Origin of the sequence: Halobacillus sp. B29 (assembly GCF_052246755.1) — a bacterium.
GTDB lineage: Bacteria > Bacillota > Bacilli > Bacillales > Halobacillaceae > Halobacillus > Halobacillus halophilus.
Map to the genome: position 1 here is coordinate 104,523 of NZ_JBQQCM010000010.1, position 26,915 is coordinate 131,437.

The 26,915-nt window shown below is 41.3% G+C and carries 25 protein-coding genes and 1 riboswitch; of the genes, 16 read left to right on the forward strand and 9 right to left on the reverse strand.

Translation table 11 applies throughout. The annotated features are described in order from the left end of the window. Positions 1-159: 159 nt before the first annotated feature. A complete protein-coding gene (locus tag ACTWP7_RS13760; protein WP_443123688.1) occupies positions 160-1,200 on the reverse strand; it encodes a ribonucleotide-diphosphate reductase subunit beta in 1,041 nt (346 codons plus the stop codon). A 15-nt stretch (positions 1,201-1,215) separates the two neighbouring features. After that, entirely contained in the window at positions 1,216-3,450 is a 2,235-nt protein-coding gene (locus tag ACTWP7_RS13765) for a ribonucleoside-diphosphate reductase subunit alpha (protein ID WP_443123689.1), read from the reverse strand. 148 nt (positions 3,451-3,598) lie between these two features. Beyond that, positions 3,599-3,773: riboswitch (cobalamin riboswitch) on the reverse strand. Between the two features lie 259 nt (positions 3,774-4,032). On the opposite strand from ACTWP7_RS13765, the gene ACTWP7_RS13770 reads away from it, so the two are divergent. Further along, on the forward strand, positions 4,033-4,719 hold the full coding sequence (locus ACTWP7_RS13770; RefSeq protein WP_443123690.1) for a methyltransferase domain-containing protein: 687 nt from the start codon (positions 4,033-4,035) through the stop codon (positions 4,717-4,719). A gap of 209 nt (positions 4,720-4,928) precedes the next feature. Continuing rightward, positions 4,929-5,072 carry a hypothetical protein gene (locus ACTWP7_RS13775; RefSeq protein ID WP_443123691.1) on the forward strand — a complete coding sequence of 48 codons (144 nt, stop codon included), beginning with the start codon at positions 4,929-4,931 and terminating at the stop codon, positions 5,070-5,072. 36 nt (positions 5,073-5,108) lie between these two features. Here ACTWP7_RS13775 and ACTWP7_RS13780 read toward each other — a convergent pair whose 3' ends face one another. Then, positions 5,109-5,969: an alpha/beta fold hydrolase gene (locus ACTWP7_RS13780; protein ID WP_443123692.1), complete on the reverse strand. Its 861-nt coding sequence runs from the start codon at positions 5,967-5,969 to the stop codon at positions 5,109-5,111. 235 nt (positions 5,970-6,204) lie between these two features. Between ACTWP7_RS13780 and ACTWP7_RS13785 the strand changes: the two genes are divergently transcribed. Continuing rightward, complete coding sequence (locus ACTWP7_RS13785) at positions 6,205-6,630, forward strand: pyridoxamine 5'-phosphate oxidase family protein (protein ID WP_443123693.1); 426 nt, start codon at positions 6,205-6,207, stop codon at positions 6,628-6,630. 696 nt (positions 6,631-7,326) lie between these two features. Here ACTWP7_RS13785 and ACTWP7_RS13790 read toward each other — a convergent pair. Together ACTWP7_RS13790 and ACTWP7_RS13795 are read right to left on the reverse strand one after the other, a co-directional pair. Then, the gene (locus ACTWP7_RS13790; RefSeq protein WP_443123694.1) at positions 7,327-8,217 is read right to left on the reverse strand and encodes a cation diffusion facilitator family transporter; all 891 of its coding nucleotides are present in this window, start codon (positions 8,215-8,217) and stop codon (positions 7,327-7,329) included. A gap of 193 nt (positions 8,218-8,410) precedes the next feature. Then, positions 8,411-9,787 (reverse strand): DUF2254 domain-containing protein, encoded by a 1,377-nt coding sequence (locus tag ACTWP7_RS13795; protein WP_443123695.1) that lies wholly within the window; start codon positions 9,785-9,787, stop codon positions 8,411-8,413. A 152-nt stretch (positions 9,788-9,939) separates the two neighbouring features. Between ACTWP7_RS13795 and ACTWP7_RS13800 the strand changes: the two genes are divergently transcribed. Both ACTWP7_RS13800 and ACTWP7_RS13805 read left to right on the forward strand, forming a co-directional pair. Beyond that, positions 9,940-10,386, forward strand: coding sequence for a GNAT family N-acetyltransferase (locus tag ACTWP7_RS13800; RefSeq protein ID WP_443123742.1), 447 nt, complete (start codon positions 9,940-9,942; stop codon positions 10,384-10,386). 79 nt (positions 10,387-10,465) lie between these two features. Beyond that, a complete protein-coding gene (locus tag ACTWP7_RS13805) occupies positions 10,466-11,920 on the forward strand; it encodes an aldehyde dehydrogenase family protein (RefSeq protein ID WP_443123696.1) in 1,455 nt (484 codons plus the stop codon). Positions 11,921-11,967: 47 nt separating this feature from the next. On the opposite strand, the gene ACTWP7_RS13810 is transcribed toward ACTWP7_RS13805, so the two are convergent. After that, entirely contained in the window at positions 11,968-13,155 is a 1,188-nt protein-coding gene (locus ACTWP7_RS13810) for a pyridoxal phosphate-dependent aminotransferase (protein WP_014641611.1), read from the reverse strand. A gap of 223 nt (positions 13,156-13,378) precedes the next feature. Here ACTWP7_RS13810 and ACTWP7_RS13815 point away from each other — a divergent pair, with 223 nt between their 5' ends. Continuing rightward, positions 13,379-14,707, forward strand: coding sequence for an FAD-dependent oxidoreductase (locus ACTWP7_RS13815; RefSeq protein WP_443123697.1), 1,329 nt, complete (start codon positions 13,379-13,381; stop codon positions 14,705-14,707). 80 nt (positions 14,708-14,787) lie between these two features. Next, positions 14,788-15,873: a nitric oxide synthase oxygenase gene (locus ACTWP7_RS13820; RefSeq protein ID WP_014641613.1), complete on the forward strand. Its 1,086-nt coding sequence runs from the start codon at positions 14,788-14,790 to the stop codon at positions 15,871-15,873. 27 nt (positions 15,874-15,900) lie between these two features. Here ACTWP7_RS13820 and ACTWP7_RS13825 read toward each other — a convergent pair whose 3' ends face one another. Next, positions 15,901-16,683: a carbon-nitrogen family hydrolase gene (locus ACTWP7_RS13825; RefSeq protein WP_443123698.1), complete on the reverse strand. Its 783-nt coding sequence runs from the start codon at positions 16,681-16,683 to the stop codon at positions 15,901-15,903. Between the two features lie 119 nt (positions 16,684-16,802). Here ACTWP7_RS13825 and ACTWP7_RS13830 point away from each other — a divergent pair, with 119 nt between their 5' ends. The 5 genes from ACTWP7_RS13830 to ACTWP7_RS13850 all read left to right on the forward strand — a co-directional run bounded on the left by ACTWP7_RS13830 (position 16,803) and on the right by ACTWP7_RS13850 (position 22,758). Then, positions 16,803-18,548, forward strand: a complete 1,746-nt coding sequence (locus ACTWP7_RS13830) for a sensor histidine kinase (protein WP_041601508.1) — start codon at positions 16,803-16,805, stop codon at positions 18,546-18,548. Then, positions 18,545-19,282 (forward strand): LytR/AlgR family response regulator transcription factor, encoded by a 738-nt coding sequence (locus tag ACTWP7_RS13835; RefSeq protein ID WP_014641616.1) that lies wholly within the window; start codon positions 18,545-18,547, stop codon positions 19,280-19,282. Before ACTWP7_RS13830 ends, ACTWP7_RS13835 begins: the two co-directional genes overlap by 4 nt. 143 nt (positions 19,283-19,425) lie before the next feature. Further along, on the forward strand, positions 19,426-20,868 hold the full coding sequence (locus tag ACTWP7_RS13840) for a carbon starvation CstA family protein (RefSeq protein WP_014641617.1): 1,443 nt from the start codon (positions 19,426-19,428) through the stop codon (positions 20,866-20,868). Positions 20,869-21,500: 632 nt separating this feature from the next. Then, positions 21,501-21,776 carry a GNAT family N-acetyltransferase gene (locus ACTWP7_RS13845; protein WP_014641618.1) on the forward strand — a complete coding sequence of 92 codons (276 nt, stop codon included), beginning with the start codon at positions 21,501-21,503 and terminating at the stop codon, positions 21,774-21,776. A gap of 100 nt (positions 21,777-21,876) precedes the next feature. Continuing rightward, positions 21,877-22,758, forward strand: coding sequence for a diacylglycerol/lipid kinase family protein (locus ACTWP7_RS13850; protein WP_443123699.1), 882 nt, complete (start codon positions 21,877-21,879; stop codon positions 22,756-22,758). 56 nt (positions 22,759-22,814) lie between these two features. Here ACTWP7_RS13850 and ACTWP7_RS13855 read toward each other — a convergent pair whose 3' ends face one another. Then, a complete protein-coding gene (locus ACTWP7_RS13855) occupies positions 22,815-23,024 on the reverse strand; it encodes a hypothetical protein (protein ID WP_041601148.1) in 210 nt (69 codons plus the stop codon). A gap of 590 nt (positions 23,025-23,614) precedes the next feature. On the opposite strand from ACTWP7_RS13855, the gene ACTWP7_RS13860 reads away from it, so the two are divergent. Next, the gene (locus ACTWP7_RS13860; RefSeq protein ID WP_443123700.1) at positions 23,615-24,322 is read left to right on the forward strand and encodes a lytic transglycosylase domain-containing protein; all 708 of its coding nucleotides are present in this window, start codon (positions 23,615-23,617) and stop codon (positions 24,320-24,322) included. 30 nt (positions 24,323-24,352) lie between these two features. Here ACTWP7_RS13860 and ACTWP7_RS13865 read toward each other — a convergent pair whose 3' ends face one another. After that, entirely contained in the window at positions 24,353-24,904 is a 552-nt protein-coding gene (locus tag ACTWP7_RS13865) for an NADPH-dependent FMN reductase (RefSeq protein ID WP_443123701.1), read from the reverse strand. 197 nt (positions 24,905-25,101) lie between these two features. On the opposite strand from ACTWP7_RS13865, the gene ACTWP7_RS13870 reads away from it, so the two are divergent. The 3 genes from ACTWP7_RS13870 to ACTWP7_RS13880 all read left to right on the forward strand — a co-directional run bounded on the left by ACTWP7_RS13870 (position 25,102) and on the right by ACTWP7_RS13880 (position 26,308). Next, positions 25,102-25,383, forward strand: a complete 282-nt coding sequence (locus ACTWP7_RS13870; RefSeq protein WP_443123702.1) for a YkvA family protein — start codon at positions 25,102-25,104, stop codon at positions 25,381-25,383. 76 nt (positions 25,384-25,459) lie between these two features. Further along, complete coding sequence (locus ACTWP7_RS13875; RefSeq protein WP_014641624.1) at positions 25,460-25,876, forward strand: organic hydroperoxide resistance protein; 417 nt, start codon at positions 25,460-25,462, stop codon at positions 25,874-25,876. A gap of 147 nt (positions 25,877-26,023) precedes the next feature. Continuing rightward, positions 26,024-26,308, forward strand: coding sequence for a hypothetical protein (locus ACTWP7_RS13880; protein WP_443123703.1), 285 nt, complete (start codon positions 26,024-26,026; stop codon positions 26,306-26,308). Positions 26,309-26,915 lie beyond the last annotated feature (607 nt).

Here is a 26,915-nt window from a genome sequence, read left to right on the forward strand (position 1 = left end):
GTAGAACGGTATCTATATATAAGGATACCATATTTTTAATATAAACAAGAACATTTGTTCGCATAAAATGCAAAAATAGCCAGAACGTACCATGTTAAACCACCTCAGGTCATCCAATATCTGGATGACCTGAGGTGGTTTATTTTTCCTTTTTTAGTTTTATAGTTCGTCGAAGCCATTGGTTTCGGATACTTTAGTGTACTGTCTGGATTTCTGTTCAAAGAAATCTGATTTTCCTTCGTCGACTTCCTGATAAGCTTTAATCCACTTTAAAGGATTTTCCTTATACTCAGGAAAAGGCTTTTCGGCTCCCAGTAAGCGGCATCGTTTATTAGCCATGAACCGAATATAATCTTCCAGGTCACCGATCGGAATACCGGGGAAGCGGTCTCCTATAATATGATGTGCCCATTTGATTTCAAGTTCCACCGCTTCTTGGAATGTATTTGTGACAAACCGACGGTACTTTTCTTCGTCCAGCTGCGGGTTTTCACTTAATGTTTCATTAAATATTCGTCCAAACAGACTTACATGAATCTGTTCATCTCTATTTATATAGTTAATCATAGTGCTGGTCGATACCATCTTATTGTTACGTGCCAGATTATAGAAGAAAGCGAATCCTGCATAAAAGAATAAGCCTTCCAGAACAATGTCGTAAACGATAGACTTTAAAAAGGTTTCTACAGAAGGATCGTCCGCAAAAGCTTGGTACCCATCTGTAATGAACTGGTTTCTCTCAATAAGGACGTCATCGTGCTTCCAGTATTCAAAAATCTCTTCCTGTTCATCCTGATCCACAAGAGTCGATAACACATATGAATAGGATTGATTGTGGACCACTTCTTGGAAAGCTAATACTTGCATGAGTGCAGATAAACTGGAGTCCGTTAAATAGTCAGCTATCTTTCCAGAGTAGTCCGTTTGTATAGAGTCTAAAAAGGCAAGGAGCCCAATAATTTTTTTGAACGTTGCCTGCTCCTGATCGGACAGGGTACCCCATTGCTTTAAGTCATTGCTCATATTAATTTCATTTGGAATCCAGAAATTAGCCAGCATATTTTTATACATAGGATACGCCCAGGAGTAGCGGGTATCATCCCAGTTAAGTACGTTAGAACTTCTGCCGTTGATAATGCCTGTAGAAGCATTAGGGGCCTGGTGGTCAACAAGTTTTCGCTTTTGAATGGTTTCATTCATATGTTTGTCCTCCTTTTATGAAGAGCAGCTTTCGCATTCGTCGTATTCACCTTGACTTGAAGTGGATCTCGTGTAATAGGTCGTTTTTAAACCTGATTTCCACGCGTCGATATGCAGATCTAATAGTTCTTTAGCATGTATAGAATTTCGAACATATAAGTTAAATGAAATGGATTGATCAATATATTTTTGACGTACAGCATTTTGCTGTATGCTTGTATGCTGGTCTATATCGTACGCCGATTTGTAATACCAGAACGTTTCCGGGCTTAGGTCAGGGGCTGTTACCGGGATTTTATAATCTTTCTTTTCCTCCGAATAAAACCGCTTAAAGATTGGATCGATGCTCGCTGTACTTCCGGCAATCAGAGAAGTACTGGAATTAGGAGCGACGGCCATTAAATATCCATTCCGTATCCCATCGTGCTGAACCTTATCCTTTAAGGCATTCCAGTTCCAATCCTCATTTTGATCAAACGCCCGTTTAACAAAGAATTCTCCTGTAGACCAATCAGATCCCTCAAATAAAGGATAACTCCCTTTCTCGGCTGCTAATTCGCTGCTGGCTTCAATGGTGTAATAGGCAATTGCCTGGTACACTTCTTCCGCATAATTTACGGCTTTTTCAGATTCCCAGGCTATTTTCTTTTGAGCAAGCAAGTGAGCCCAACCGAATGTGCCAAGACCAATGCCTCGGTAAGACTGGTTGGTCAATTGAGCCTGCAGCACCGGGATGGTATTTTCATCAATTACGTTATCCAGCATTCGTACCTGAATGGAAACTAAACGCTTTAAGACCCCTTCAGGCACGGCGCGGCCGAGATTAACACTGGAGAGATTACATACTACAAAATCCCCCGGGTTTTTAACCGTTATAATTTTTCCTTCTTCTAAATATTGTTCTTCCTGAAGGGTTGGGCTCTGGTTCTGAGTAATTTCCGTACATAGGTTGCTGCAATAGATCATCCCTGCGTGACGATTAGGATTCATACGGTTCACTTCATCTCGGTAGAACATGTAAGGTGTACCTGTTTCGAGCTGGCCCACCATAATTTTTTTCATAATGTCTATAGCCGCTACTTTTTCTTTCGACAGCTCTGGATGATTGACACAGGCTTCGTACCTTTCGCGGAAGGTTCCTCTGCCACGCTTTTCATCGTAAGCATCTTCCAATGAAAAGCCCATAACGTCACGAACTTCATGAGGATCGAATAAATACCAGTCTCCACGATTTTCTACAGCTTCCATAAACACATCCGGTATTGATACGCCTGTAAATAAATCATGGGTGCGCTGACGCTCGTCCCCGTTGTTTAAACGGCTGTCAAGAAAAGGGAAAATGTCCTTATGCCATATATCTAGATAGACGGCAATAGCTCCTTGACGCTGCCCAAGCTGATCCACACTGACTGCGGTATTATTCAATTGCTTCATCCATGGAATAACGCCTGAAGAAACGTCTTTAAATCCTCGAATGTCACTCCCACGACTTCTGATTTTTCCAAGATACACACCAATTCCTCCGCCGTGTTTGCTCAAGTTGGCTATATCTGTATTGCTGTCATAAATGGACTGCAGACTGTCATCTACCGTGTCAATAAAACAAGAGCTTAACTGGCCATATCTTTTTCCTGCGTTAGCGAGAGTGGGCGTAGCGACTGTCATGTATAAATGGCTTAAAGCCCAATAGGCTTCTTTTATAAGTCTCATCCTTACTGACTTTTTCTCCTGAGCCATGATTACCATCGAAATGATCATAAACCGTTCCTGTGGAAGTTCATATATGTGTTTGGACTTGGAACGTGCTAAGTATCGATCGCTTAAAGTTTTAAGACCAATATAAGTAAATAAGTAATCACGTTCTGGTGCAAGGATATCTTCAAGTTGATCTATTTCCTCTTTAGAATAATCAGCAAGCAACGATTTTGAATAGATTTCTTCATTCGTTAAAATCTCGATTAATGAATAAAATCCATTATAGGGGCTCTCCTCCATGCGGTTGTAAGCTGAATTTTTGTACATTTGATCCAAGTGAATCCTGCTCGCGGCAAAGGTCCAATCAGGTGTTGACTCGTCCATTTCAGCCAGACACTCAAGTATTAATGCTTTGGATTGCTCTTCATCAGTCATTTGATTCAGCCCAATCCCTGGAACTTTTTTTAGTATTCGTTCCACATCCAACTGGGGAAATTCTTTTTGAATGTCGATTAGCTTCTGCTCCCATTCTGTTTGCATAGATTGAACGCTCATGTATTCGTACTCCTTTTTATTCATAGGTGATTTCGGACATAAAAAAATCCGCTCACTTATTTGAGCGGATGAAACCATAGAACGAGGCAAATAAACCGTACGAAGACCTCATTCTATCGCTTCATCTTCTCAATCCCCGAAGAAGTTGAAACTTCAGCGAATAAAGACAGGTCTCCTGACTTACGTTCGATTCTACTATGGTCCTTCCCGTACCTGGGCACAGTGGATGATCCATTTCGCGAACGCTAACAGTTGCGGGGGCAGTTCCGGCTCTCTCCGGATTCCCTATTAAGCCTGATGGCATCTTGATTCGCAAATACTATATATAGTATTTTTAAATAATTTTATTAGCTTATATTGTGTTTATATCATATCTAAGATAAATGGAAAGTGCAAACGATTTGTTAGAAACCTCACTCTTTAAAACCTATATTTTCCACATGGAAGCTTTTAACACACTCTTTTCCCATGTCAAAAAAATTTTTAAAACGTTGCTTACTTAATTATAATAAAAGGTAATGAACATTCTATGGTGAACTATACAATAATAACGGAAATAGATAAACAGGGGGATTCGTAAATATGGAACCAACATTTAATTGGCACCAGGAAGCCGCTAAACAATGGGATGAACGGGCAGAGTTTTGGAATCAACGTAGTCAGACGATGTGGGATGAGGGAAGTCGCAAAACGATTATTCCTTTTTTGAAAAATCATCTTCCCCCGGGCAATTCTGTTGCTGACCTGGGCTGTGGAGATGGATATGGCTCATATAAATTATATAAAGAAGGCTACGAAGTGACGGGAGTAGATCTTTCTAAAGATATGATTGAACGAGCAGTGAAACGATTACAAACAGAAGGACTAACCTTTACGCAGGGAGATTTGACAAAGCTTCCTTTCGCTTCAGAAAGCTTTGATGGCATAATGGCCGTGAACTCTCTTGAGTGGATAGAAGTGCCTCATCAGGGACTTGAGGAAATGAAGAGGATCTTACGTCCGGGAGGCAAGCTTTGTATTGGAATACTGGGACCAACGGCCATGCCGAGGATAAATAGTTATCGAAGAGTGTATGGTGAAAAAGTGATTTGCAACACGATGATGCCATGGGAGCTTGCTAAACTGGCTGAAGAAACTGGGTGGAAATATACGGAAGGTCAAGGGGTGTATAAACGCGGGGTTGATGAGAATCAAATCGCACATCTGGACGAAGATTTAAAGCAATCCCTTACATTTATGTGGATATTTATCTTTGAAAAACAAAATTAAATCAGCACAAAAACAAAACTACGGACTAGCCTCTGATCATGTAATAAAATACAATAAAAAGCCCGTGATTCTGTTTCGTTCGCTGAACATAATCGCGGACTTAGTTTGAGGGGCTGGTATTACGACAAAAAAAGCGATTGAAAATTTCGTTAGAAGGAGTATGATAAGGTTCAATGATTCATATATTGATTCAATGAGGAGGGATTGCGGTGGCCTGGGTCCATGCAGTGTTTTCTGTTCGGTATTTATTTATCGGTTTCTTTTCATTGACGGCGTTAAGTTTGATTACCTTCCAATCTGTAGCGATGTTTCATGCATTTCTAGATTTTTTTGAAGTCTTTCATCGGAAATAAAGGAAAGAGACCGGCTTTCTCAGGCTGGTCTTTTTTTTATTCGTTTGACTGTTCCCAAAGAAACTCCCCAAGCACGCGATCTACTTCGGGATGCTCGTGCAAACCAGAATGGGTGGCGGATTGACCAAATACAATTTCTTCTCTGTAACTGCCAAAAGGCACAATGGATTTCATCCCTTTTACACTTGAAGCATGGACAAGCCCGTCCCAATGGTCGCTATCCTCTTCTGAGGAATTAATAACACCTGCTATTACAAGGGTATCTACACCTTTAGGGAAGAATTCCCTTCTAAGGATCATAGATTTCAAAGCGTCAGATTCCGGTTTTAGATCGTTAGCGGCCGGACTTGAATGCACTTCAAAGTAACCTTCTTTTTTAATTCCTTTATAGGGGCTGGCAATAACCGCTAATTTTTGAACAACAGGATATTGACCGTCCTGATAATGAAGCAAAAAGTTAGTGGCTGCAAGTCCCCCCATGGAATGGCCCACTAGATTAATCTGCTGAATACCATGACGCTTTTTTAACCGGTGGATGACTTCTTGGAGCCATACAGTTTGTTGCTTTAAGCTGGCACGGTCATTCTCAAAAAGAACCTGAATGAATGGCTCCATGCTGGGCGGAAGGCTTCCTCTTAAGGTTACATGTCCTTGTCGGGATACATAAGCCACCATACGCTTGGAACCCACATTTTGCTGCTCTAGACGATTCATCATCGTATTGAAGGTTCCTGGGCCTCCTTTAAAACCGTGTATGAAAACGGTAGGGGTAATTTCTCCGTTTTTTTCTGAACTTGTCGGTTTAGAATTCGTTAAAAATATAAAAATCCCTAGGAGAAGGGAAGAAAGAAGAATGAGGGTGAATTTCTTTTTATTACTGAACACATTCATGAACATTAAGTTTCCTCCTGAAAATTACTATCGCTGAAATATAATAAAAAAATCATTTAGAGTCAACTATAAAAACAGCTTAACTTTAGCATACCCATTGCAGAGAAAGGGGAAACAACATCAAATTCTCCATCCCAAGCGCTATATGGATCAGCTGCTAAATAACCTACCGAGATGTTTATATTTAACAACAGAAGGGGAAAACTGGAATTATAATCAGCTAGATGAAAGGAGAATACCATTGAATCAAGAAGAACTAAAGAAGAAAATTTATAACGTTATGGATCAGCATAAAGTAGGAACACTAGCTACAGTAAAGGATAATAAACCTCATGCCCGTTACATGACATTTTCAAATGATGAAGATTTCACATTCTTCACACCCACAGATCGCGATACTCATAAAGCGGAGGAAATTGAGGAAAACCCTCATGTTCATATCTTATTAGGCTATGAAGGTGAAGGTTACGGAGATACGTATTTAGAAGTACAAGGTCAGGCTAAGATTCGTGATGATCAGAAGATGAAAGACTGGTTATGGAGCGAACAAATGGAGCGCTGGTTCTCAGGAAAAGGAGATCCAGATTACATCGTTCTTGAGATTATGCCCGAGTCAATCCGCCTAATGAATGCAGACGGCGATACTCCTGAATCACTGGATTTATAATAAGCCGACAGATATAAAAAGCATTTGAGATACCAATCTCAAATGCTTTTTTCTATTTCGATACGTTGTTAATTAACGGGTTATTAAATTAAAGGGCCGTTTAGTTGAAGGCTCAGTTTCGAGATATTGTCTGGAGAAAGGGGCTCCAGGGAACGGCTCGCTTTCCGCGGGCATGAGGTGAGCTTCCTCGGGCTTAACAGCCCTGCGGGATCTCACCGATCATGTTCATCCCGCAGGAGTCTTCACCGTTCCCTTCCGCCCCTTTGCGTTTATGGGGAGCTCGAAAATCTTTCCATAATTGCTTTCCAATGAACGAGATCCACGCTGGTTTTCACGTGTAGGAACCCTGTTATAGAAGCGTTTGAGGTAGATGCTGCATGGATCCTTTCTCCTGTAACAGGGTCCGCTCATCAGCTATCGTTCGGGCGGCGAAGGAAACGACGAGACTCCACGGGAGAAGGGACTAGGTGAGATCCCGCAGGGAGTGAAACGAGCGAGGAAGCCCCTGGTAATAAGGAGGATCGACTAAGATCGCCACGTCCTGTGGCAACGTCGATCGACCCCACATCGTGTAGGGCCATAGGAAAGCGAGTTATTTCCCCACCAACCCTTATCCATCTAACGTAATGGCCCCATTTATCTCGAAATCAAGTCTTCAAGTAATGGGAGTTTTTCTTTAACTGTCAACATTTAGAATCAGGATGAATCTTGAATAGAGCAGGATTCATCTTCGTATTCGATTTCAATGGTTACATGCTCAAGAGATATCGTATGAAGAATCTCTTTAATCCTTTCTTTCACATCACAGATTTCCTCTTTCGTTGCATCTTCCGGCACCACTACATGGGTGGAGAAGGCGTGGTTCTCACCGTCCATGGACCACAAATGAGTGTGGTGTGTAGAATTAATGTTCGGCACCTCATTAATCTTTTGAACGATATCTTCAAGGCTGATACTCTCCGGCACGCCTTCCAAAAACAGCCGCATTGTTTTAATGAAATTCTTAACTACGTTGTATAAAATAAATACCGTGATGGCAATGGAAGCAATAGGATCCAGAATAGGAAGATCCGTAAAAGACATAATGATACTGACAACTAAAACTGCTGCCCAGCCGAGAACATCCTCAAGCAGATGCCAGCTTATGACTGTCTGGTTCATTGAGTCGCCTCCGCGGAGCCTGAAAACTGCTGCTCCATTAACGATAATTCCGAGTATAGCGAGAATTATCATCCCCGTTGTATTTGGCTGCTCTGGATTGAGAAGTCTTGGTATGGCTTCCGTTAAAATAAATACAGACCCAACAATTAATACGACACTGTTAACAAGAGCAGCTAATAAAGAAAAACGCTTATATCCAAATGAGAACTCTTTAGATTGCTCTTTTTGGGAAAAATTTTGTAGAAACCATGCGAGGCCAAGGGATAGAGAATCTCCAAGATCATGTAACGCATCGGATAAAATGGCCATACTGTTAGTCATAATTCCCCCGATGATTTCGATAATAGTAAAGAATAAATTTAGAAAAAAAGCAGTTTTAATCTTTCCTGTGGAAGAATCAATATGATGATGGTGGTGATGTCCCATTGGCTAAACCTCCTATTCAAATATATGAATATATGCTCATATATATAATATAAAAAAGCTGCTAAGATGTGTCAACATGAAAAATACGAATGAGCTCAACACACCTTACACAGGATGATCTTAGCGTCCCCTTATTCAGAAAAGGTATGAACAAGAAATACTATAAAAAAACTCCAGGAAGGCCTGGAGTTTTTTATTTTTTTTCTGGATAGAAGCGGCGCTCAATAGCATAGTACCCATAAAGATTATTAGTTGCAAGAGCGAGTCTCTTAACCTGCTCTAGTAAAAATGTTTTATCAAGCTGATAAACCACTTTCTTCTCAATATGGTCCAGCGTGTTGTAAGCGAAGTCCCATATGGCCTGATGTTTGGAGGAATCAATGGACTCTGCTACCATAGCTAGGGCCCCGACAATTTCAGTGATGATTAAATGATTATCTCCAGCATAGTGTCGGATATAACCAAAACCGCGATAAATATAATATTCAAATGTTTCATTTAATAGTATAATTCTAACCTGTCCATCACTATCTGTCAGATAAGGTGTGAAGGTAATATAGTCTTCGACTGTAAGCATTAATTCAGCCATTTGATGAATTGTGTTTGTTGTAGTTTTAGGGTCATCATTCCCCAGGGACTTTATTCCAATTTCAGCTAATTTATGCATTCCCATCTGAATGTCCTGCAGTTCAGTTTCTTTATGACCAATTTTAATCATACCGTAGTAAAGTTCTTCATCCACCAAATCAGCACCCGGCCCCCAGTAACTGATTAGCTTATTCGTCTCCAGAATATAATCTCCCACTTGTGAGTGGAATTTTAAGATTACATTGTCCTTGCGAGCCTGCTCAATCATGTTCCTATAGTCTACTAATTGAACATATCCTGACCTTCCTGCTCCTATGCTTTGAGTATTATCTTCGTAATCCTGCAGAAGATCCCCTGCTTGCTTTGTTCGGAAGGGCTCAAGATCCTCGCTCAAAGTATTGTTGATCATCGCTTTGGAAGATTGTTTCATTGTTTCTGTAATATTATGGACCTGCATCCATGTCGTGGCATGGTTAATGAAATAGATAAATGTAAGAGAAGCTATAAAGACTAATACTATCGTGATAATGGGGACGGCTACGAAATATTCGTAAGAAGTGTTCCCAATAAATAAAAATACAAGCAGTACGTACACAAAACTTCCATTAAATATGCCAAGAGCGTGCTGTGTTCGTCTATCTGCAACGAAGTTAATCAGCATCCGAGGTGAAAATTGACCACTAAAGGTTGTAAGTACAACTAAAAGGGAGTTTAATGTGAAGGCGCTCAGTGTTAATAAACCGCCAATTAACGTGCTGACCAGCATTCGGGTTATTTCAGCATTAATTCGAAAAGATTGGAATGTGTATTGTTCAAGTTCTAGAACCAAATCTAGTACAAGAGTAATAGCGACAAACAGGATAGACGATGATACATAAATTAAAGGCATGTACCATAAGGTCGATTGAACTTCTTGCTTGCGCTGTTGTTTAGTCATTTGAAAATATTTTTTAAGAGATACGGGTAATATGTCCATCAGCATATGACGTTTTCCTCCTTTGCATATAAGGTACTCATTCCCTGCAAGAACTTGTATTAAAACTGTAAAATTATATTTGAAAAATAAAATTTTGTCTTTTCATACACACTTTCGATATAGTGGAGAGAAATAAGTGAAAATAAGAGGTGGTTGCACTGAATTGGGTACAAAAAACTTATAAAGATCTTACAAAAGACGAATTGTACAAGATACTTAAGCTAAGAGTTGAAGTCTTCGTTGTAGAACAAGAGTGTCCTTATCCTGAGGTAGATGGCCGTGATGAAGAATGTACGCATATCTGGTTAGAGGAAAATGGTCAACTCTACGCTTACTGCCGAATCGTTCCCCCTGAGACAGAAGAAGATCATTATGCGATTGGGCGCGTAATTGTTATTAAGGAAAAACGCGGGCAAGGATATGCTAAAGAATTAATGGAAAGAGCTATTATGTTTTTGCGTGATGAATGGAAAGTAGAGCAAATTTGGCTTCATGGACAAGAATATTTAAGGGGTTTTTACAGAGCATTTGGCTTTAGAGAAGTGACTGATGTTTATTTGGAAGATAATATTCCTCATGTAGATATGCTGCTGGAATTTAAGTAATTTTCCAGAGGGTTGTAAAGGTTTAAGAAAGGAAAGAGAGTGGAACTTAGTACTCCACACAGTAAAATGGAGGTATAATATGAGTCCACAAACTTATTTTAAACAATATATTAATGGGGAATGGCGCCCAGGTTCAAGTGAGAAACAGATTGAAAATATAAATCCATATACCGAACAAGCTATTATCACAATCCCTTCTGCCAATGAAGATGACTTAAATGAGGCCTACCGATCAGCTGAACAAGCTCAAAAAGACTGGGCAGACTTACTCCCAGCTAAGAAGCAGGCGTATTTTGACAGTTTGTTATCGGTAGTTAAGGAACGCAAAGATGAAATTATAGACTGGTTGGTGAAGGAAGCAGGAAGCACTTTGGTAAAAGCAGAGGTGGAATACCAGGCCGCAGTCTCCATTATTAAAGAATCTTCCTCTTTTCCTACAAGGATGTCTGGAGAGATCCTTCCTTCTAATACTCCCGGCAAAGAAAACCGGGTTTATCGTTATCCGAAAGGGGTCATAGGAGTAATTGGTCCGTGGAATTTTCCATTCCACTTAGCTATGAGGTCGATTGCTCCTGCGATTGCTACTGGAAACACAGTTGTGGCCAAACCAGCATCAGAATCTCCTGTTACTGCAGGATTACTGATTGCCGATTTATTTGAAGCAGCCGGATTTCCAGCAGGAGTGCTGAACGTAGTAGTAGGAAGAGGTTCAGAGATCGGGGATGCGTTTGTTACACACCCGGTACCTAAACTGATTTCCTTTACTGGATCAACAGAAGTAGGCAGTCATATTGGAGAGCTTGCAGGTAAGCATATCAAAGATACGGCGCTGGAGCTTGGAGGCAACAATGCTATGATTGTCCTTGATGATGCCGATGTAGAAAAAGCGGTGGAAGCAGCAGCCTTTGGAAGGTTCCTTCACCAGGGTGAAATTTGCATGTCCATCAATCGTCTGATCGTTCATGAACAGATTCATGATCAATTCGTGGAAGCATTCAAAGAAAAAGTGGAAACTTTAAAAGTTGGTGACCCATCTGAAAAAGATACAACAGTTGGTCCATTGATTAACCATGGAGCCATCGAACGTATTCAGGAAGATCTGCAAGCTTCCCTTGATCGTGGCGCCACCTTGCTAACAGGTGGTGATTCAGAAGGGAATATCATGCACCCTACTGTACTAACCAATGTTACCAATGATATGCCAATTGCAAGCAATGAAGTATTCGGTCCTGTAATTGGAATCATTAAGGTTTCAAGTGAAGAAGAAGCCATTACAGTGGCGAATGATACTTCCTATGGATTAAGTGGGTCAGTATTCACAACAGACGTACACCGCGGTGTTGAAACAGCAAAACAGATTAACACAGGAATGATTCATGTGAATGATCAATCTGTAAACGATGAAGCACATGTAGCCTTCGGCGGTGAGAAAAGTTCCGGACTCGGCCGGTTTGGAGGAGAGTGGGCTCTCGACAAATTTACAACTGTAAAATGGATTGGTGTCATGAATGGATATCGCAAATTTCCATTTTAATAAAGTAAATAAACGCCCTGAGCAAAGAAAAAGCTCAGGGCGTCTTTCTATACAATATTATTTTTATCAGCGAATTTTTGGAATCTGGATATTGCATCACGCAAGGTTTCTTCAGAGTTGTTCAAACCAATCCGAACGAATCCTTCACCGTAATCACCAAACCCAATCCCCGGTGCTACAAACAACCCGACTTGCTCGAGCAAAGCATCAGCAAATTCTTCAGAGGAGTAGCCATTCGGGACATGAACCCACACAAAGAAAGACCCTTTGCAGGGCTGGAAGCGATAGCCGCTGTTTCGCAGACCCTCAAGTAATAAATCACGTCGTGCTTCATAAGTATCCGTTAGCTCCTCCACACATTCCTGTGAATCTAAGAGGGCTGTAGCTGAAGCTTCCTGCACAGCTCCGAAAAGGCTCACAAAATAGTGATCCTGGACAAGTTCCAATGCTTCAACCACACTTTGATTTCCTACGGCAAACGCCACGCGCCACCCTGCCATATTATAAGTCTTTGACATAGTGTAAATTTCGACTCCTACATCTTTGGCACCGGGAACCTGCATAAAACTTAAAGGTTTCTCACCATCAAATCCGATGGCCCCATAAGCAAAATCATGCACCACACAAATATCATTAGCATCCGCGAGTTCAATGGTTTCTTCAAAAAAAGCCTGGTCAGCCACTGCCGAGGTTGGATTGTTGGGGTAATTGAGAAACATAAGTTTAGCTTGTTTAAGGACCTCTGGATCCATCGCGTTATAATCAGGAAGGAAGTTGTTTTTCTCTAGAAGCGGCATAGGTTCCATGACGGCATCAGTCATTGCTACTCCTGACCAATAATCCGGATAGCCAGGGTCAGGGACTAAGGCTGTATCGCCGGGATTCAAGAAGCATTGGCTCAACTCTACCAGTCCGCTTTTACTGCCAAATAGTATAGCTACTTCTGAAGAGGGATCAAGGTCAACATCATATTCTCGTTTATAATACGTTGCCACAGCTTCTTTTAGAAAATCAAACCCTTGAAAAGGGGGATACATATGGTATTCAGGGTTTTCGGCTGCTTTTTGCAGTGATTGTACAATATGTTCAGGGGTAGGCTGGTCAGGGTTACCTTGACCAAGATTTAGTACGTCTTCTCCCTTTTGTTGCTGGAAATCGTTTAATTTCTTTACAAGCTTTGCAAAGAATTGATCTGGTAAACGCTGAATGGCTTCAGATTGCTTATATTGTTTCATTCTTTTCCACCTCGGCTTATTATTTGAATACTCTAACAACTGAATAATATGGATAGTGTAACATGTCTTTATCCGGATAGGGAATACTAGGAGCAATATACATTCAGAAAACCAAACTAAATACTACATAGAAACACTTAAATTTAGATTATTTTCAGTCGAAATTTTGCAGGGCGATATTTTTGGGTATGCATAACTAGAAGAGAAAGAAGGAGTGGTAGAAATGAAAATTGTAATCTTAGGTGGAGACGCAGCAGGAATGAGTGCAGCCATGCAAATTGTACGTAATAGCGAAGGGAATGAAATTGTTGTTTTTGAAAAAGGAGAGATAACATCTTATGGTCAATGCGGCCTTCCTTATGTTGTAAGCGGCGACGTCAAATCGACAGATGACTTGATTGCCAGGGAGCCCCAGACCTTTCGGGATAAGTATGGAATTGATGTACTTACTTCTCATGAGGTTACAAAAGTGGACTGTGATCATAAAGTGGTTTATGGCATCGATCATAAAACGAGCCAAGAGGTTGAGGAGTCTTACGACCGGCTGTTAATTGCTACAGGCGCAAGCCCGATTATACCTCCATGGGAAGGGCGTCAGCTTGAGGGGATCTTTTCATTAAAGACCATACCAGATGTGCAGGCTATTATGGATGACTTAAACCATTCCATTAAAAAAGTAACGATTATCGGTGGCGGCTATATTGGCTTGGAAATGGCAGAAAGTCTAGTTGCGCTGGGTAAAAAGGTGCGGATTATTGACCGTGGATCCCAACTCGCAAAGATCTTTGATGAAGATATGGCTGACCTCATCCATGAAGAAGCAGAACGCCATGGAGTAGAATTGAATTTGGGTGAGTCTGTTGAAGAATTTAGAGGAGATCATCGAGTAGAGTCGATCGTCACAGATAAGGGTGAGTATGAAACTGATTTTGTACTGGCTGCTACCGGAGTCAATCCTAACACATCCTTCTTAGAAGGAACTGGAATTTCTAAAGGAGTGCAAGATTCGATCAGTGTCAATGCTTTTATGGAAACAAGTATAATGGACATTTATGCCGCAGGTGACTGTGCAGCGCAGTATCACCGGCTGAAACAGAAACTGGATTATCTACCTTTAGGAACTCACGCCAATAAACAAGGTCAGGTAGCAGGACTGAATATGGTGAACAAAAGAAAGGCATTTCAAGGTGTGGTTGGCACTTCAATTTTGAAATTTTTCGACTTAACTCTTGGCCGCACTGGATTATCTGAAAAAGAAGCAGCCAGTGAATATATTCCTTACGATACGATTTCTATTAAATCAACCCATGCAGCCGGGTATTATTCTAAAGAGGATCCAATGACGCTTAAACTTATTTATAACAAAGAAAGCCGAGAACTGTTAGGCACTCAGATTATAGGCCAGGCCGGTACGGACAAGCGGGTCGATGTTATTGCTACCGCCCTTTATCATCATATGACAATTGATGAGCTGGCTGATCTTGATCTTGCCTATGCGCCCCCTTATAACAGTGTCTGGGATCCTATTCAGCAAGCAGCGCGAAGAGCGTGAAGAAGGATCCATGCTTTCTGTTACCGCACGGCGCTGTGGTACTATGGAAACAGGATTAACAATACAGGGGGAACTTTACGTTGAATAGAGAATTACTTCAAAAAGCAGAGCAGTTTATTTTTGAATGCTATGAAGAACTGGGACGGCAGGGTGCCGGTGAAAGGGTCAAAGAGATAGAAAGATCAATTGAAGACTCAGGTACTTATCAGCATACTTTCGAAGAATTAGAATACGGAGCAAAAGTAGCATGGAGGAATAGTAACCGCTGCATTGGACGGTTATTCTGGAACAGCTTACAAGTGTTTGACCAACGCCACTTGCAGGACGAAAAAGAGATTCGGGATGCGGTGTATGAGCATATGAACTATGCCACGAATGGGGGCCGTATTCGATCGACTATTTCTGTGTTTAAACCGAAACAGGGGAATGAGGAAGTTCGATTCTGGAATCATCAGCTGATCCGTTACGCAGGGTACGAAATAAACGGGGAGGTAGTGGGTGATCCGGCTTCTGTCGATTTTACCCGCCAATGCGAAGCTCTGGGCTGGCAGGGCGGAGGAGGAAGGTTCGATGTTCTGCCGCTTGTGGTACAAGTTGATGGTTCTAAGCCTCAATGGTTTGAAATTCCGGAAGAGCACATTCTTGAAGTTCCTCTTCGTCACCCAGAGTATAAATGGTTTAGTGATTTTGGTCTGAAATGGTATGCTGTACCGTTTATTTCAGATATGCGTCTGGAAATCGGCGGTATTGACTATACAGCAGCACCTTTTAATGGTTGGTATATGGAAACTGAAATCGGTGCGAGAAACTTGGCTGATGAATTCCGTTATAATCTATTACCTAATGTAGCTGAAGCCATGGGCCTGAATACGAGAAGAAATAGTTCCTTGTGGAAGGACCGGGCGTTAATCGAATTAAACCAAGCGGTACTCTATTCCTTTAAACAGGATAAGGTGAGTATGGTGGACCATCATTCGGCTGCCCAGCAGTTTCAGCTTTTTGAAAAGAAAGAACGAACTTGCGGAAGAGAGCCCACAGGAGACTGGACTTGGCTGATCCCTCCCGTTTCTCCTGCGTCGACTCATATCTTTCATTCGTCTTACACAGATCGGATGGACACGCCAAATTTCTTCTATCAAACAAATGCATACGAAAAAACCCTTTAGATTAGTGCTCTAAAGGGTTTTTTTTGGTTATTCGTATAGGTCTGGTCTCCGGTCCTGAAAAATAGGAATTTGTTCACGGATAGCTTCTACATCCGTAAAATCTACTTCTCCATAAAGAATTTCTTCGTCACCTGATCCCTCTGCCACTACGTTTCCCCAGGGATCTACAATGATGGAATGCCCGCCAAAAGTATTTGCAGCATCCGATCCTACACGATTGCATGCAATAACAAAGCACTGATTCTCAATAGCCCGGCTGATTAAAAGATTGCGCCAATGATCTACCCGGGGCTTTGGCCACTCTGCTACGACAAAAAGAGCTCTGGATCCATTAAGCATGTGAGTCCGCATCCACTCAGGAAAGCGAATGTCATAGCAAATAACACCAGCTGCGGGCACACCGTTCAGTTCAAAATTTCCCTTTTGGTTGCCGGAATGAAGATGCTTTTCTTCGTTCATTAATCGAAAGAGGTGAGCTTTACGGTACTTGGCAATGCGCTCGCCCATAGAATTGTAGGCAACAAACGTATTATAGAAACGTCCTTCCTCGCGCTCCGCGATTGACCCAAGAATGGTCACCCGGTGTTTGGAAGAAAGGTTCATGAGCATTTGATGTGTCGGTCCGTCCATCGATTCGGCCAGTTCATCAAACCTGCTCAGATCGTACCCCGTTGTCCATAGTTCAGGAAGTACAATAATCTCACTTCCATTCCTGGCTGCTTCTTCAATTTTTTTGGTCGCATGTGTCCGATTTGCTTCAGGGTCACCAAACGCGACATCCATCTGGATAATACCTGCTTTTACTGTCATATCATCACCTCGAACTTCTTTGTTTATCAAAAATCATATCATGAATTTACCTGAGTATGAAACGTTTTCAGACATGCTACAATAATAAATAGATGAACAGGAAAGAAAGGATGGTAGAGATGTTTGAATTATTTCTACCGATGCTTGAACGTTTGGGCATCATTGTTACCGTTGCTTTTATCATAACAAGATTTCGATTCTTCCGGGAACTCATTGACCGTAAAGCCTTAAATCGAAAGCAGCATTATATGGCAATTGCTTTTTTTGGACTGTTTGGAATGATTGGTACCTACACAGGAATCACTTATGATACCCAATCATTCGAATTCGGGAGTTGGGCTTATGAACTGAATGAGTCTGAAGCCATTGCAAACTCTAGGGTAATAGGGATCGTAGCTGCCGGGTTATTTGGTGGATATCGAATCGGTGCGGGGGCAGGCTTGATTGCTGGGTTACACCGATTTTCTCTGGGGGGATTCACGGGGTTAGCATGCGGGATTTCGGCTATTGTGGCAGGGATCATTGCTGGATTTTTTCATAAAAAAGATCAGCCATTAAAGTTGAAAACAGCCCTTCTGGTTGGAGGTCTGGCTGAAACGATTCAAATGGGGATTATTTTAGGAGTCGCACAACCTTTTGAGAGAGCATGGGAACTTGTCCAGGAAATAGGGCTGCCGATGATTGTGGCCAATGGTCTTGGCTCTGCGTTGTTTTTATTAATTATTCGAAACGTACTAAACGAGGAGGGAAAAGCCGGTGCTCTTCAAGCTCAGAAAGCATTGAAGCTTGCTGAATCCACCGTTTCACACCTTCGTCAGGGTTTAACGGAGAATTCTGCCCAAAAAGCCTGTCAGATTATCTATGAAGAAGTGAGGGTAAGCGCTATTTCAATGACGGATAAAGAATATATTCTTGCTCATGTCGGACAGGCAGATGACCATCACCAGGCGGGGAACACCATTCAAACACTCGCTACGCGTGAAGTTATTCAAAAAGGAGAAATGGTTGTCGCTGGCCACAGGGATATTAGTTGTGATCATACCGGATGCCCTTTAGGGGCAGCTGTTATTGCTCCTTTAAAACGAAAAAATGAAACAGTCGGTACTTTAAAGTTTTATGTTCGTTCCGAAAAAGAAATTTCAAATGTATTGATAGAGCTGATCCAGGGGCTAAGTGCGCTGCTTGGTCAGCAACTGGAAATCGCTGAAGCAGAAAAAGCACAGGAACTGGCGCGTGAAGCTGAAGTAAAAGCTTTGCAGGCCCAGGTTAATCCGCACTTTTTGTTTAACTCTTTGAATGTAATTGTTTCACTCACCCGCACGGAACCTGATCGAGCGAGGTCTTTGCTTATTGCTTTATCTAAGTTCTTTCGACAAAACCTTGGGGCAACCACAAAAAGGTGGACATCTCTTGCGGAGGAGCTATCACACGTAAGAGCCTACCTATACATTGAAGAAACACGGTTTGTCGATAAGCTTCATGTACACTACGATATAGAAGATCATGCCCTCTCGGCAAAGATTGCACCCCTTACCTTGCAGCCCTTAGTGGAAAATTGCATTAAGCATGGAATAAAAGATCAAGAGGGCGAGTCGGAGATTCTGATTCAGATAAAATATTTATCAGAGGGAGTCCGTGTATCCGTTAAAGATAACGGCAGTGGGATACTGCCGGAACGACTTCATCATTTAGGTTTAGAAGAAGTTACGTCTGAAATAGGCACAGGGCTTGGCTTATATAACGTAAACAAACGACTGGAACTGTTACACGGGAAAAATTCTAAGCTGCAGATAGAAAGTGAGCCTGGGCAAGGAACGAGGATTTCTTTCCTCATTCCTCATAATAAAGAGGAGGTGTCGGCATGAAAGGACCCATTCAGGCGTTAGTGGTAGATGATGAGCGTTTCAGCCGTGAAGAATTAATTCACTTGTTAAAGCAACACGAGGCTATTCAGGTGATAGGAGAAGCAGAGTCTGGTGACACGGCTATTATGAAAGTCCTTCAGCTACAGCCGGATGTTCTGTTTTTAGATGTGGAAATGCCCCGGATGGATGGAATGGAGGTGGCAAAGGCTGTTCAGGAACTGAAAAAGGTTCCGAAAATAATTTTTGCTACAGCCTATCCAGACTTTGCAGTGGATGCCTTTCGACACGACGCGATCGATTACCTTCTAAAGCCCTTTGACGAAGAACAACTAAAAGATGCAGTTGTTAAATTAGAAAAAAGATTCGCTCCTCAAATGGATGCTTCTCAGACTACTAACCAACCGCCTTCAAAGCTCGCTGTAGAAGGGGAAGATAATATTCATTATCTTGATCCTGAAAACATTGTGTACGTTTATCGCGAGGAGCGGTGGACCAAGATTGTTGGGAAAACCCATACCTATGAAACAAGAGCTCCATTAAAGGAAGTAGAACATCGGTTAAGAGGTTTCCCGTTTTTTCGCATTCATAAGAGTTATCTCGTAAACTTAGATTATGTGAACAGGCTGACGCCGTGGTTCAATGGCGCCTATCAATTAGAACTGCAGAGCAGAGAGGAGAAGCTATCGGTCAGCCGAAATTATGTGAAAGATTTAAGAAAACAATTGGAACTTTAAATCCCGGTCTGTTTTTTAGACCGGGATTTTTACATGTTAACCAGAATTTTCGACATGTTAATCAAAAACCCTAATGATGTAAGCGTTATCTTGTTACGATTATTGTAAGCGATTACAAGAATAGATCGAGGGAGGAGCTTTTTGTGATTACGTTTCTAATCAGTATCGGACTTTTAATCATTGGTTATTTCACGTATGGGAAATATGTTGAAAAAATATTTGGGGTAAATAAAGAAAGAACGACACCGGCTTATTCTCACAGTGATGGTGTGGATTATCTGCCGATGGGTCAAAAGAAGAATGCTTTGATACAATTATTAAATATAGCTGGGGTAGGTCCGATTTTCGGTCCCATATTAGGAGCGCTTTACGGACCAGTGGCTTTTCTCTGGATTGTTCTCGGTGCCATCTTTGCCGGGGCTGTTCATGACTATCTTACGGGGATGATTTCCATTCGTAATCGAGGGGCTCACTTGCCAGAACTGGCTGGGAAGTTCCTCGGGAAAGTAATGAAACACGTGGTTAACGCATTTTCTATCTTATTATTGCTACTAGTCGGGACCGTGTTCGTTACAGCTCCAGCTGATTTGCTTCATAACATGACGAGCAGCTGGCTGAGTCTACCGATTATCCTGCTTGCCATCTTTGCTTATTACTTATTAGCAACGATGCTGCCAATCGATAAAATTATCGGACGTTTCTATCCAATTTTCGGAGCTCTGCTTTTAATCAGTGCTATTGGGGTAGGAGTATCATTGGTCGTGACAGGAGCACCAATCCCTGAGCTGACTTTAACCAATATGCATCCGGATAATGCACCGATTTTTCCATTATTATTTTTAACTATCTCATGTGGGGCATTGTCAGGTTTCCATGCTACACAAACCCCAATTATTTCACGTACGACTCAGCAGGAAAAACAAGGTCGTCGCATTTTCTATGGAATGATGATTGCTGAAGGGATTATTGCTATGATCTGGGCAGCCGCAGCTATGAGCTTGTTCAACGGTTCAGGTGGTCTGAACGAAGTATTGGCAAGCGGCGGACCTGCAGCGGTTGTTAGTGAAGTCTCCGTGGCCATGCTTGGTGCTGTCGGAGGAACGCTAGCCATACTTGGTGTTATTATTCTGCCAATCACTTCGGGAGATACAGCTTTCCGCAGTGCCCGTATGATTATTGCAGATTATATCAAAGTATCCCAGAAGAAAATTATGAGCCGCGTTTGGATTGCCGTTCCGATGTTCGTCATTTCATTTGCGCTGACTCGTATAGACTTCACCCTTTTATGGAGATATTTCTCCTGGGCGAACCAGTCGACAGCGGTTATTGCCCTGTGGGTAGGTGCGATGTACTTGTTTTTATCTCGTAAAAATTACTTTATTGCCGCTATACCAGCAACCTTTATGACTATGGCAACCTTTACGTATATTATTAACGCTCCGATTGGGTTCAATCTTCCTTTGAATATATCCTATCTATTAGCAGCTATTATTACAGTTGCGATTGTCACAGCTTTTTTCATTGCCGCTCGCCGTGGTTTAAGCAAGGATATTCCATTAGAAGAAGATTTAAAACCCACAGCCTGATAAAACAGATAAAACATCCATCAGAGAGATCTGGTGGATGTTTTTATATGTCCTAAACAAAGTATCTCGGTTAATTCGGAATAGTGTATCCCAGCCATTTTATAAGGATCCTTCAATGTTCTTTTAACTTCATCTTTTTAATAAGGTTTGTAATTTTAATAAATAAGTTATTACAAAATAAGGCCGGATTGTTGAAGACTCAGTTTCGAGATATTGAGTTAGTTTAAAGGTCCTGAGGGGGGCGATTTCGCTTTCCGGCCCTGCACGACGCAACGTCGATCGATCCTACGTCCTGTAGAACCATAGGAAAGTGTTCAAATGTGGAATCGTCCCGATAGACACGAACAGCTTATGTCTCGAGTGTCTGGGTGATGGAACAAGACGAGTGATTTTCCCCAGCAGCCCACATCCACATAGAGTAACGGACCCAATTTGTCTCGATACTGAGTCTTAAACAAACGGGAGCTTATCTTTAATACTTAACACTATAACTTAAAAGAGATATTATCTTTTGAGACCTCTTTTTGAGCCATCATATGTCTTAATTTGTTAATCAAAGAGGATTTGGTGAATATCTGTTCCTTATTCAGGGTATGGTTGTTGTAGGATAATTGAAAGGAGAGGTAGATAATATGAGTAAAGCTATTCAAAATGATCAAGGAAGATTTTATATAGGAGATCAGGGTAAACCTGATGCCCATCTGGACTTTGAAGAACACGGAGACACTATGAAAATCTTAAGCACCGTCGTTGTCCCTTCTGAAAGAGAGAACGGTCTTGGAAGTGACTTAGTTGATCATGCTGTTAACTACGCGAGAGAAAATAAACTTGTAATAGACCCAGTATGCTCCTTCGCCCATGAGGTGATTAAAGATACTCCAGAATACCACGTGGTTTGGAAAAAATAGTGAAGAACACTGACTAATCAAAGTTGTGATTTTCATCGTTTCTTCCTCTGGATAATGAGTGATGAATAAACTAACCAGATAAATAGAGAGGGGGATACAAATGATGAGAGCAATGCTGATTGTCAATCCTTCATCCGGAAAAGAAGAAGCAGTAGATTATGTAGAAGAAATCGAAACGATCTTAAATGATAAAGGATATGAAGTTAAAGTATCTCAAACTGAAAAAGAATTAGATGCCATGAAATATTGTCAAAACGCTTGTAAGGATGAATTTGATTTAGTGGTGTCTTTAGGCGGAGACGGCACATTGAATGAAACGATTAACGGAATGGTGGATCAGACACATCGTCCGTTACTCGGCATCGTACCGCTCGGAACTGTCAATGATTTCGCCAGAGCTCTTAATATTCCTTTAGAGCCCAAAAAAGCCGTAGATGTGCTCCGCTCTGATCGCTCAAAGAAAGTAGACATTGGCCGATTTAACGACCGTTATTTTGTGAATATTGTAGCTGTAGGTGCTCTGGCCGAGGCTACTTATGAAGTTAGTCCGGAACAAAAAACCAAATTTGGTCCGCTGGCATATATCATGGAGGGGTTAAAAACCTTATCTGGCGATACCGGCTATCCTTTAAGGATTGAATATGAAGATAAAGTATGGGAAGGGGAGTCTTTTCTTTTCCTCGCTGCTTTAACAAATTCCACGGCAGGATTAGAAAAGCTTTCACCTCAGGCAGAAGTAAATGATGGGCTCTTACATTGTTACGTAATAAAAAATGTAAATCTTGTGCGGCTGGCTACTATTGTGTCGTCGATTCTGAGAGGAAATCTTAAAGATCAGAGTGATGTAGAGTACTTCACTGCACAGAACCTGGAGATTACGTCTTCTGAAAATCTGGTTACCAATGTAGACGGAGAAGAAGGAGATTCACTTCCAGTATCCATTCATGTAAAACCATCGCATATCGATGTGATCGTCGAATAAACGGGAAAAGGCTGTCTCACATTTACTGAGACAGCCTTTTTATGCTTTAGTGATATTTATTGTCTAGAGAAGAGATTGAAAAGTGATAAGAATATTATGACGAATGAGAATAAGGCCAAGCCAATTGCACCCACATAGAAGAATAACGCTGAAAAAAATTCATTGTCTGCTATTGTTCCAAATTCAGATAGCCAGAGTAAAAAGAAGCTCGCTACTACTGCTGCTAAGTAATTAAAGAACGAATTATCAAAATTTAACCCAACCATTTTGCACCCCTCCTTTACTAACACTATATGTACCATCAACTGCTAATATTTCTGAACGTTGAAATTTTTTTGTTACACAGTAAGGGAGTTTGATGGACAAGCTGGGGTTATGGATAAAAGTGACGACTTGGGTCGAAATATAAAAAAGACCCCTCTTTGCAGACCAAAGAGGGGCATGGCAGTGCGCTTCTAAATGAAGGGAGACATGCCATGAAAGCTACAGGTCTATTTTTCCTGGCGGGGAAAAATAGATAGGGTGATTCGACGTAAGAGACAAAAGAGAGAACAGATATAAGTCCAGTAAAACGGAAAAGCCATCTTTTCAGACCATTAATCTTTATTAAATAACTATTATCGAGGGAATGAAATAGTTAATTATCTCTTTTGATATTATTATTGTACCATTGATGACCTGCCTTCTGCTTTGGGAAAAAGCCTTGCGAAACCTTTAAATCATTAGTGTTTTTTTGAGCGTTTTTTCTCAACTTTTGGATTCAAATGGAAAAAAAGGTATTATTTTGACGAATTTCATTGTAGGAAGCAGGAGGATGAGGTAAACTTTAGTTACTAATGTACAATGAGGTGGATGTATGAATTCTGGCAGCTTGAATTTTTTGATTCAAATGCAGAGCATGTCTATGATGAGCCTTTATTCAAATAAGAATCAAACCAACAATGATAACAATAGGGATATGACTTTCCATAATTTATTGGAAGCAGCCTTCTCGCAACCTCCGGCCACTAGTGCGGTTCAGCCGCAAGCGAGAATAACTAGCTTCACAACATTTCAGGTCCAGCCTATACATATGGAATCCAATAAAGAATCTCAAGAGGCACCTGTATCTCATAACCACCGAGAAGCGGGAAAAATAAATAACCCAGAAGAATCGAAAGAAGTAAAGGAAACAGATAAAACAAAGGGGAAAGATCAGGATATTGAGCAAATTATTAAAAAAGCTTCTCAACATTATGGCATAGATGAAAAATTGATTCGATCCGTAGTTCAGGCCGAATCCAATTATAACGCAGATGCGGTCAGCCATGCCGGTGCACAGGGGCTTATGCAGCTGATGCCTGCAACGGCCGAAGGACTGGGGGTTAAAGATCCATTTAATCCTGAAGAAAACGTGATGGGCGGAACGAAGTATTTAAAACAGATGCTTGATCGTTATGATGGAGATTCCCGATTAGCGCTGGCTGCTTATAACGCTGGCCCGGGAAATGTAGATAAATATGGAGGGGTTCCCCCATTCCAGGAAACTCAAAATTATGTAAGTAAAGTATTATCTCATGTATAAAAGCCTTGCCACTAAAAAGTGGCAAGGCTTTTACTTATCCAATTCGATCTCTTGACTCATTTGCATGTATTGATTAAATACTTTAATCATTTCTTGAAGACGATTTCGTACGTCTTCATCAATCAGTTCACCTTGAGTGGAGAAGTGGTTTGTGTGAGTGTACACGTAATTAGGTGTAACCATGCACCTAAAGTAGTTTAAAATCGGCTTAAGCTGGTTTTCGATGACCAGATGGTGCTGCAGGGTTCCGCCATTCGCTACAATGGATACAGGTTTATACCGCATAGCAAGCGGGGATACAGCATCAAACACATTCTTTAAAGTTCCTGGTATCGAACCTTGAAATATAGGAGACGCAATAACATAAGCGTTTGCGTTCTCTACTTCTTTAATGAGCTGCTGCATGTCTTCATTATATTCATCGATCGGACGGCCATCTACGAATTGCAGTTCATAGTTTTCTAAATCAATGATTTTTGTTTCGTGGGATTCAGGCAGCATTTGAATGTATTTGTCAATTTCATCGAGTAAAGTTCTCGTTTTCTTTCCGACTATGGTACCATTCAGTAACAGGATTTTCATTAAAGATTTCTCCCCTTTATCTCTTCCGGCATTCTTTATAGAAAGGTTGCAGCAGGTATATATGTAACGATCACAACCAAGAGCAGGAACTTTTCTTTTTATGTTAAAGCATACGTTTTAATTAAGCAATTGTGACTGAAGGAGTAAAAATCAGTGCTCTCAGGGTATAGAAATAGACAAGGGAAAGGAGGGAGCTGATGCTCAGATTATGGCGCAGAATTAAATTTGTCTTCAATGTAAGGAAATCCGTTCCCTTTATGATGCGTTTTTTTCGTTCGAATGAAGTAAGCGCAAGAAAAAAGTGGCTTTCTGTACTATTTCTTTTAGGTTATATACTCTTTCCGTGGGATGTGATTCCTGACTTTTTGGTTCTATTCGGTATATTTGATGATTTAACCGTATTTACTTATATTACCCAATGGATGGTGAAGACTGCTCCGCTTTCTTTAAAGGAAGATTTTAGAATAGAAGAAAGGTAGCGAGGTTTAGAGAGCATGAATTTGAGGTAAACCTATGTTGTGAATGATTATAATACAAAATCAAGGAGTGATGATATTGAGTAACGTAATGTTTACTGCTCATGCAACAGCACAAGGCGGACGTAATGGCCATGTTAAATCTGATGATGGTTTAATCGACCTGAACCTTGTAATGCCTGGTGAAGGTGACGAAAAAGGATCTAATCCTGAACAGCTATTTGCTGCGGGCTACTCCGCTTGCTATGATGGGGCATTAAATCTGGTTGCAAGCAAGAAGAAGAAAGATATCGAATCTGAAATCACTGCTGATGTAAGTTTACTAAAAGATGAATCAGATAACGGCTTTAAAGTAGGTGTGGTTCTGAACGTGCAAGTTAAAGGAGTTTCTCAAGAAGAAGCGGAAGAGCTTGCTGAGGAAGCGCATAAAGTATGCCCTTACTCTAAAGCAACAAGCGGTAACATTAATGTAGAAATTAATACAAAAGCCGTTTAATAAACCTATGGAAACACCTCCAGAATTTGGAGGTGTTTTTTTGTGGGAAAAAGTACAAACCATAAACTTATAGAGGATCTATAAGCGTTTTCAATTCATATGTAGGGCACATTTGTGGTATTTTATAGTCGAAGGAGATGTCTTTATATGAAAATAACAGATGGAGCTAGAGATTTGTTACTTCAGATCCTCGAAGAAGAAGAGGCCGCCTGTTTACGTTTGTACTTTGCTGGATATGGATGTGGAGAGCCTGACATTGGAATGACAATTGGTGAGCCTGAAGCAGATGATGAATTGTATCATTTAAACGCTATTCCAGTAGCGATTGATAAACGAATTGAACATTTGACCACAGAGTTAACCATTGAAGGGAAACAAACGATGGAGGGGCCTAAGTTTCAGATGGTCGGCTTACCCGAAAAAGACTGCTAAGCAAAAAAACAACCCACATGACTAGAATGTGGGTTTATTTAAATGCTCTATAAAACGTATCTTATTGCTGACTTTTTTCCTGAAGGTTTATTCCCCTAAAGGGCCGGTTAGCTGAAGACTCAGTTTCGAGATAAATGGGTCCTTTACGTTAGATGGACAAGGGCAGGTGGGGAAATAACTCGTCTTGTTCTATCACCCAGACACTCGAGACATAAGCCGTTCATCAACGGACGGAAAGACCACCGTCCTTTTGATGCTCGGCTTATGCTGGTCGTGTCTTGCGGGGTGATGCCACATTTGAACACTTTCCTATGGGGGAACGGTGAGCTTCCTCGCTCGTTTCACTCCCTGCGGGATCTCACCTAGTCCCTTCTCCCATGGGAGTCTCGCCATATCCCCACCAGCCCAACTTTATTAGGAATAACGGTCCCTCCGGAAAGAGAAGATTTATTCTTCCTTAACCTGCCTGAAATGCTTATATATAACAGGCTATCCCGCATAGTTCAGCTTGAATAAAGTGTATACGCCCATGTAGTTGTTTTTCTTCAAGTGGGTGAAGGATAAAGCCGTTTCGAGTCTCTGATTTGGCCAGGTCCGGAGGGGAACG

Bases quoted from the DNA above. Each gene is read 5' to 3' on its own strand.
- ACTWP7_RS13760 (WP_443123688.1), bottom strand. From the start codon at position 1,200: ATGAATGAAACCATTCAAAAGCGAAAACTTGTTGACCACCAGGCCCCT.
- ACTWP7_RS13765 (WP_443123689.1), bottom strand. From the start codon at position 3,450: ATGAGCGTTCAATCTATGCAAACAGAATGGGAGCAGAAGCTAATCGAC.
- ACTWP7_RS13770 (WP_443123690.1), top strand. From the start codon at position 4,033: ATGGAACCAACATTTAATTGGCACCAGGAAGCCGCTAAACAATGGGAT.
- ACTWP7_RS13780 (WP_443123692.1), bottom strand. From the start codon at position 5,969: ATGTTCATGAATGTGTTCAGTAATAAAAAGAAATTCACCCTCATTCTT.
- ACTWP7_RS13790 (WP_443123694.1), bottom strand. From the start codon at position 8,217: ATGGGACATCACCACCATCATCATATTGATTCTTCCACAGGAAAGATT.
- ACTWP7_RS13795 (WP_443123695.1), bottom strand. From the start codon at position 9,787: ATGCTGATGGACATATTACCCGTATCTCTTAAAAAATATTTTCAAATG.
- ACTWP7_RS13805 (WP_443123696.1), top strand. From the start codon at position 10,466: ATGAGTCCACAAACTTATTTTAAACAATATATTAATGGGGAATGGCGC.
- ACTWP7_RS13810 (WP_014641611.1), bottom strand. From the start codon at position 13,155: ATGAAACAATATAAGCAATCTGAAGCCATTCAGCGTTTACCAGATCAA.
- ACTWP7_RS13815 (WP_443123697.1), top strand. From the start codon at position 13,379: ATGAAAATTGTAATCTTAGGTGGAGACGCAGCAGGAATGAGTGCAGCC.
- ACTWP7_RS13825 (WP_443123698.1), bottom strand. From the start codon at position 16,683: ATGACAGTAAAAGCAGGTATTATCCAGATGGATGTCGCGTTTGGTGAC.
- ACTWP7_RS13830 (WP_041601508.1), top strand. From the start codon at position 16,803: ATGTTTGAATTATTTCTACCGATGCTTGAACGTTTGGGCATCATTGTT.
- ACTWP7_RS13835 (WP_014641616.1), top strand. From the start codon at position 18,545: ATGAAAGGACCCATTCAGGCGTTAGTGGTAGATGATGAGCGTTTCAGC.
- ACTWP7_RS13845 (WP_014641618.1), top strand. From the start codon at position 21,501: ATGAGTAAAGCTATTCAAAATGATCAAGGAAGATTTTATATAGGAGAT.
- ACTWP7_RS13850 (WP_443123699.1), top strand. From the start codon at position 21,877: ATGATGAGAGCAATGCTGATTGTCAATCCTTCATCCGGAAAAGAAGAA.
- ACTWP7_RS13855 (WP_041601148.1), bottom strand. From the start codon at position 23,024: ATGGTTGGGTTAAATTTTGATAATTCGTTCTTTAATTACTTAGCAGCA.
- ACTWP7_RS13860 (WP_443123700.1), top strand. From the start codon at position 23,615: ATGAATTCTGGCAGCTTGAATTTTTTGATTCAAATGCAGAGCATGTCT.
- ACTWP7_RS13865 (WP_443123701.1), bottom strand. From the start codon at position 24,904: ATGAAAATCCTGTTACTGAATGGTACCATAGTCGGAAAGAAAACGAGA.
- ACTWP7_RS13870 (WP_443123702.1), top strand. From the start codon at position 25,102: ATGCTCAGATTATGGCGCAGAATTAAATTTGTCTTCAATGTAAGGAAA.
- ACTWP7_RS13880 (WP_443123703.1), top strand. From the start codon at position 26,024: ATGAAAATAACAGATGGAGCTAGAGATTTGTTACTTCAGATCCTCGAA.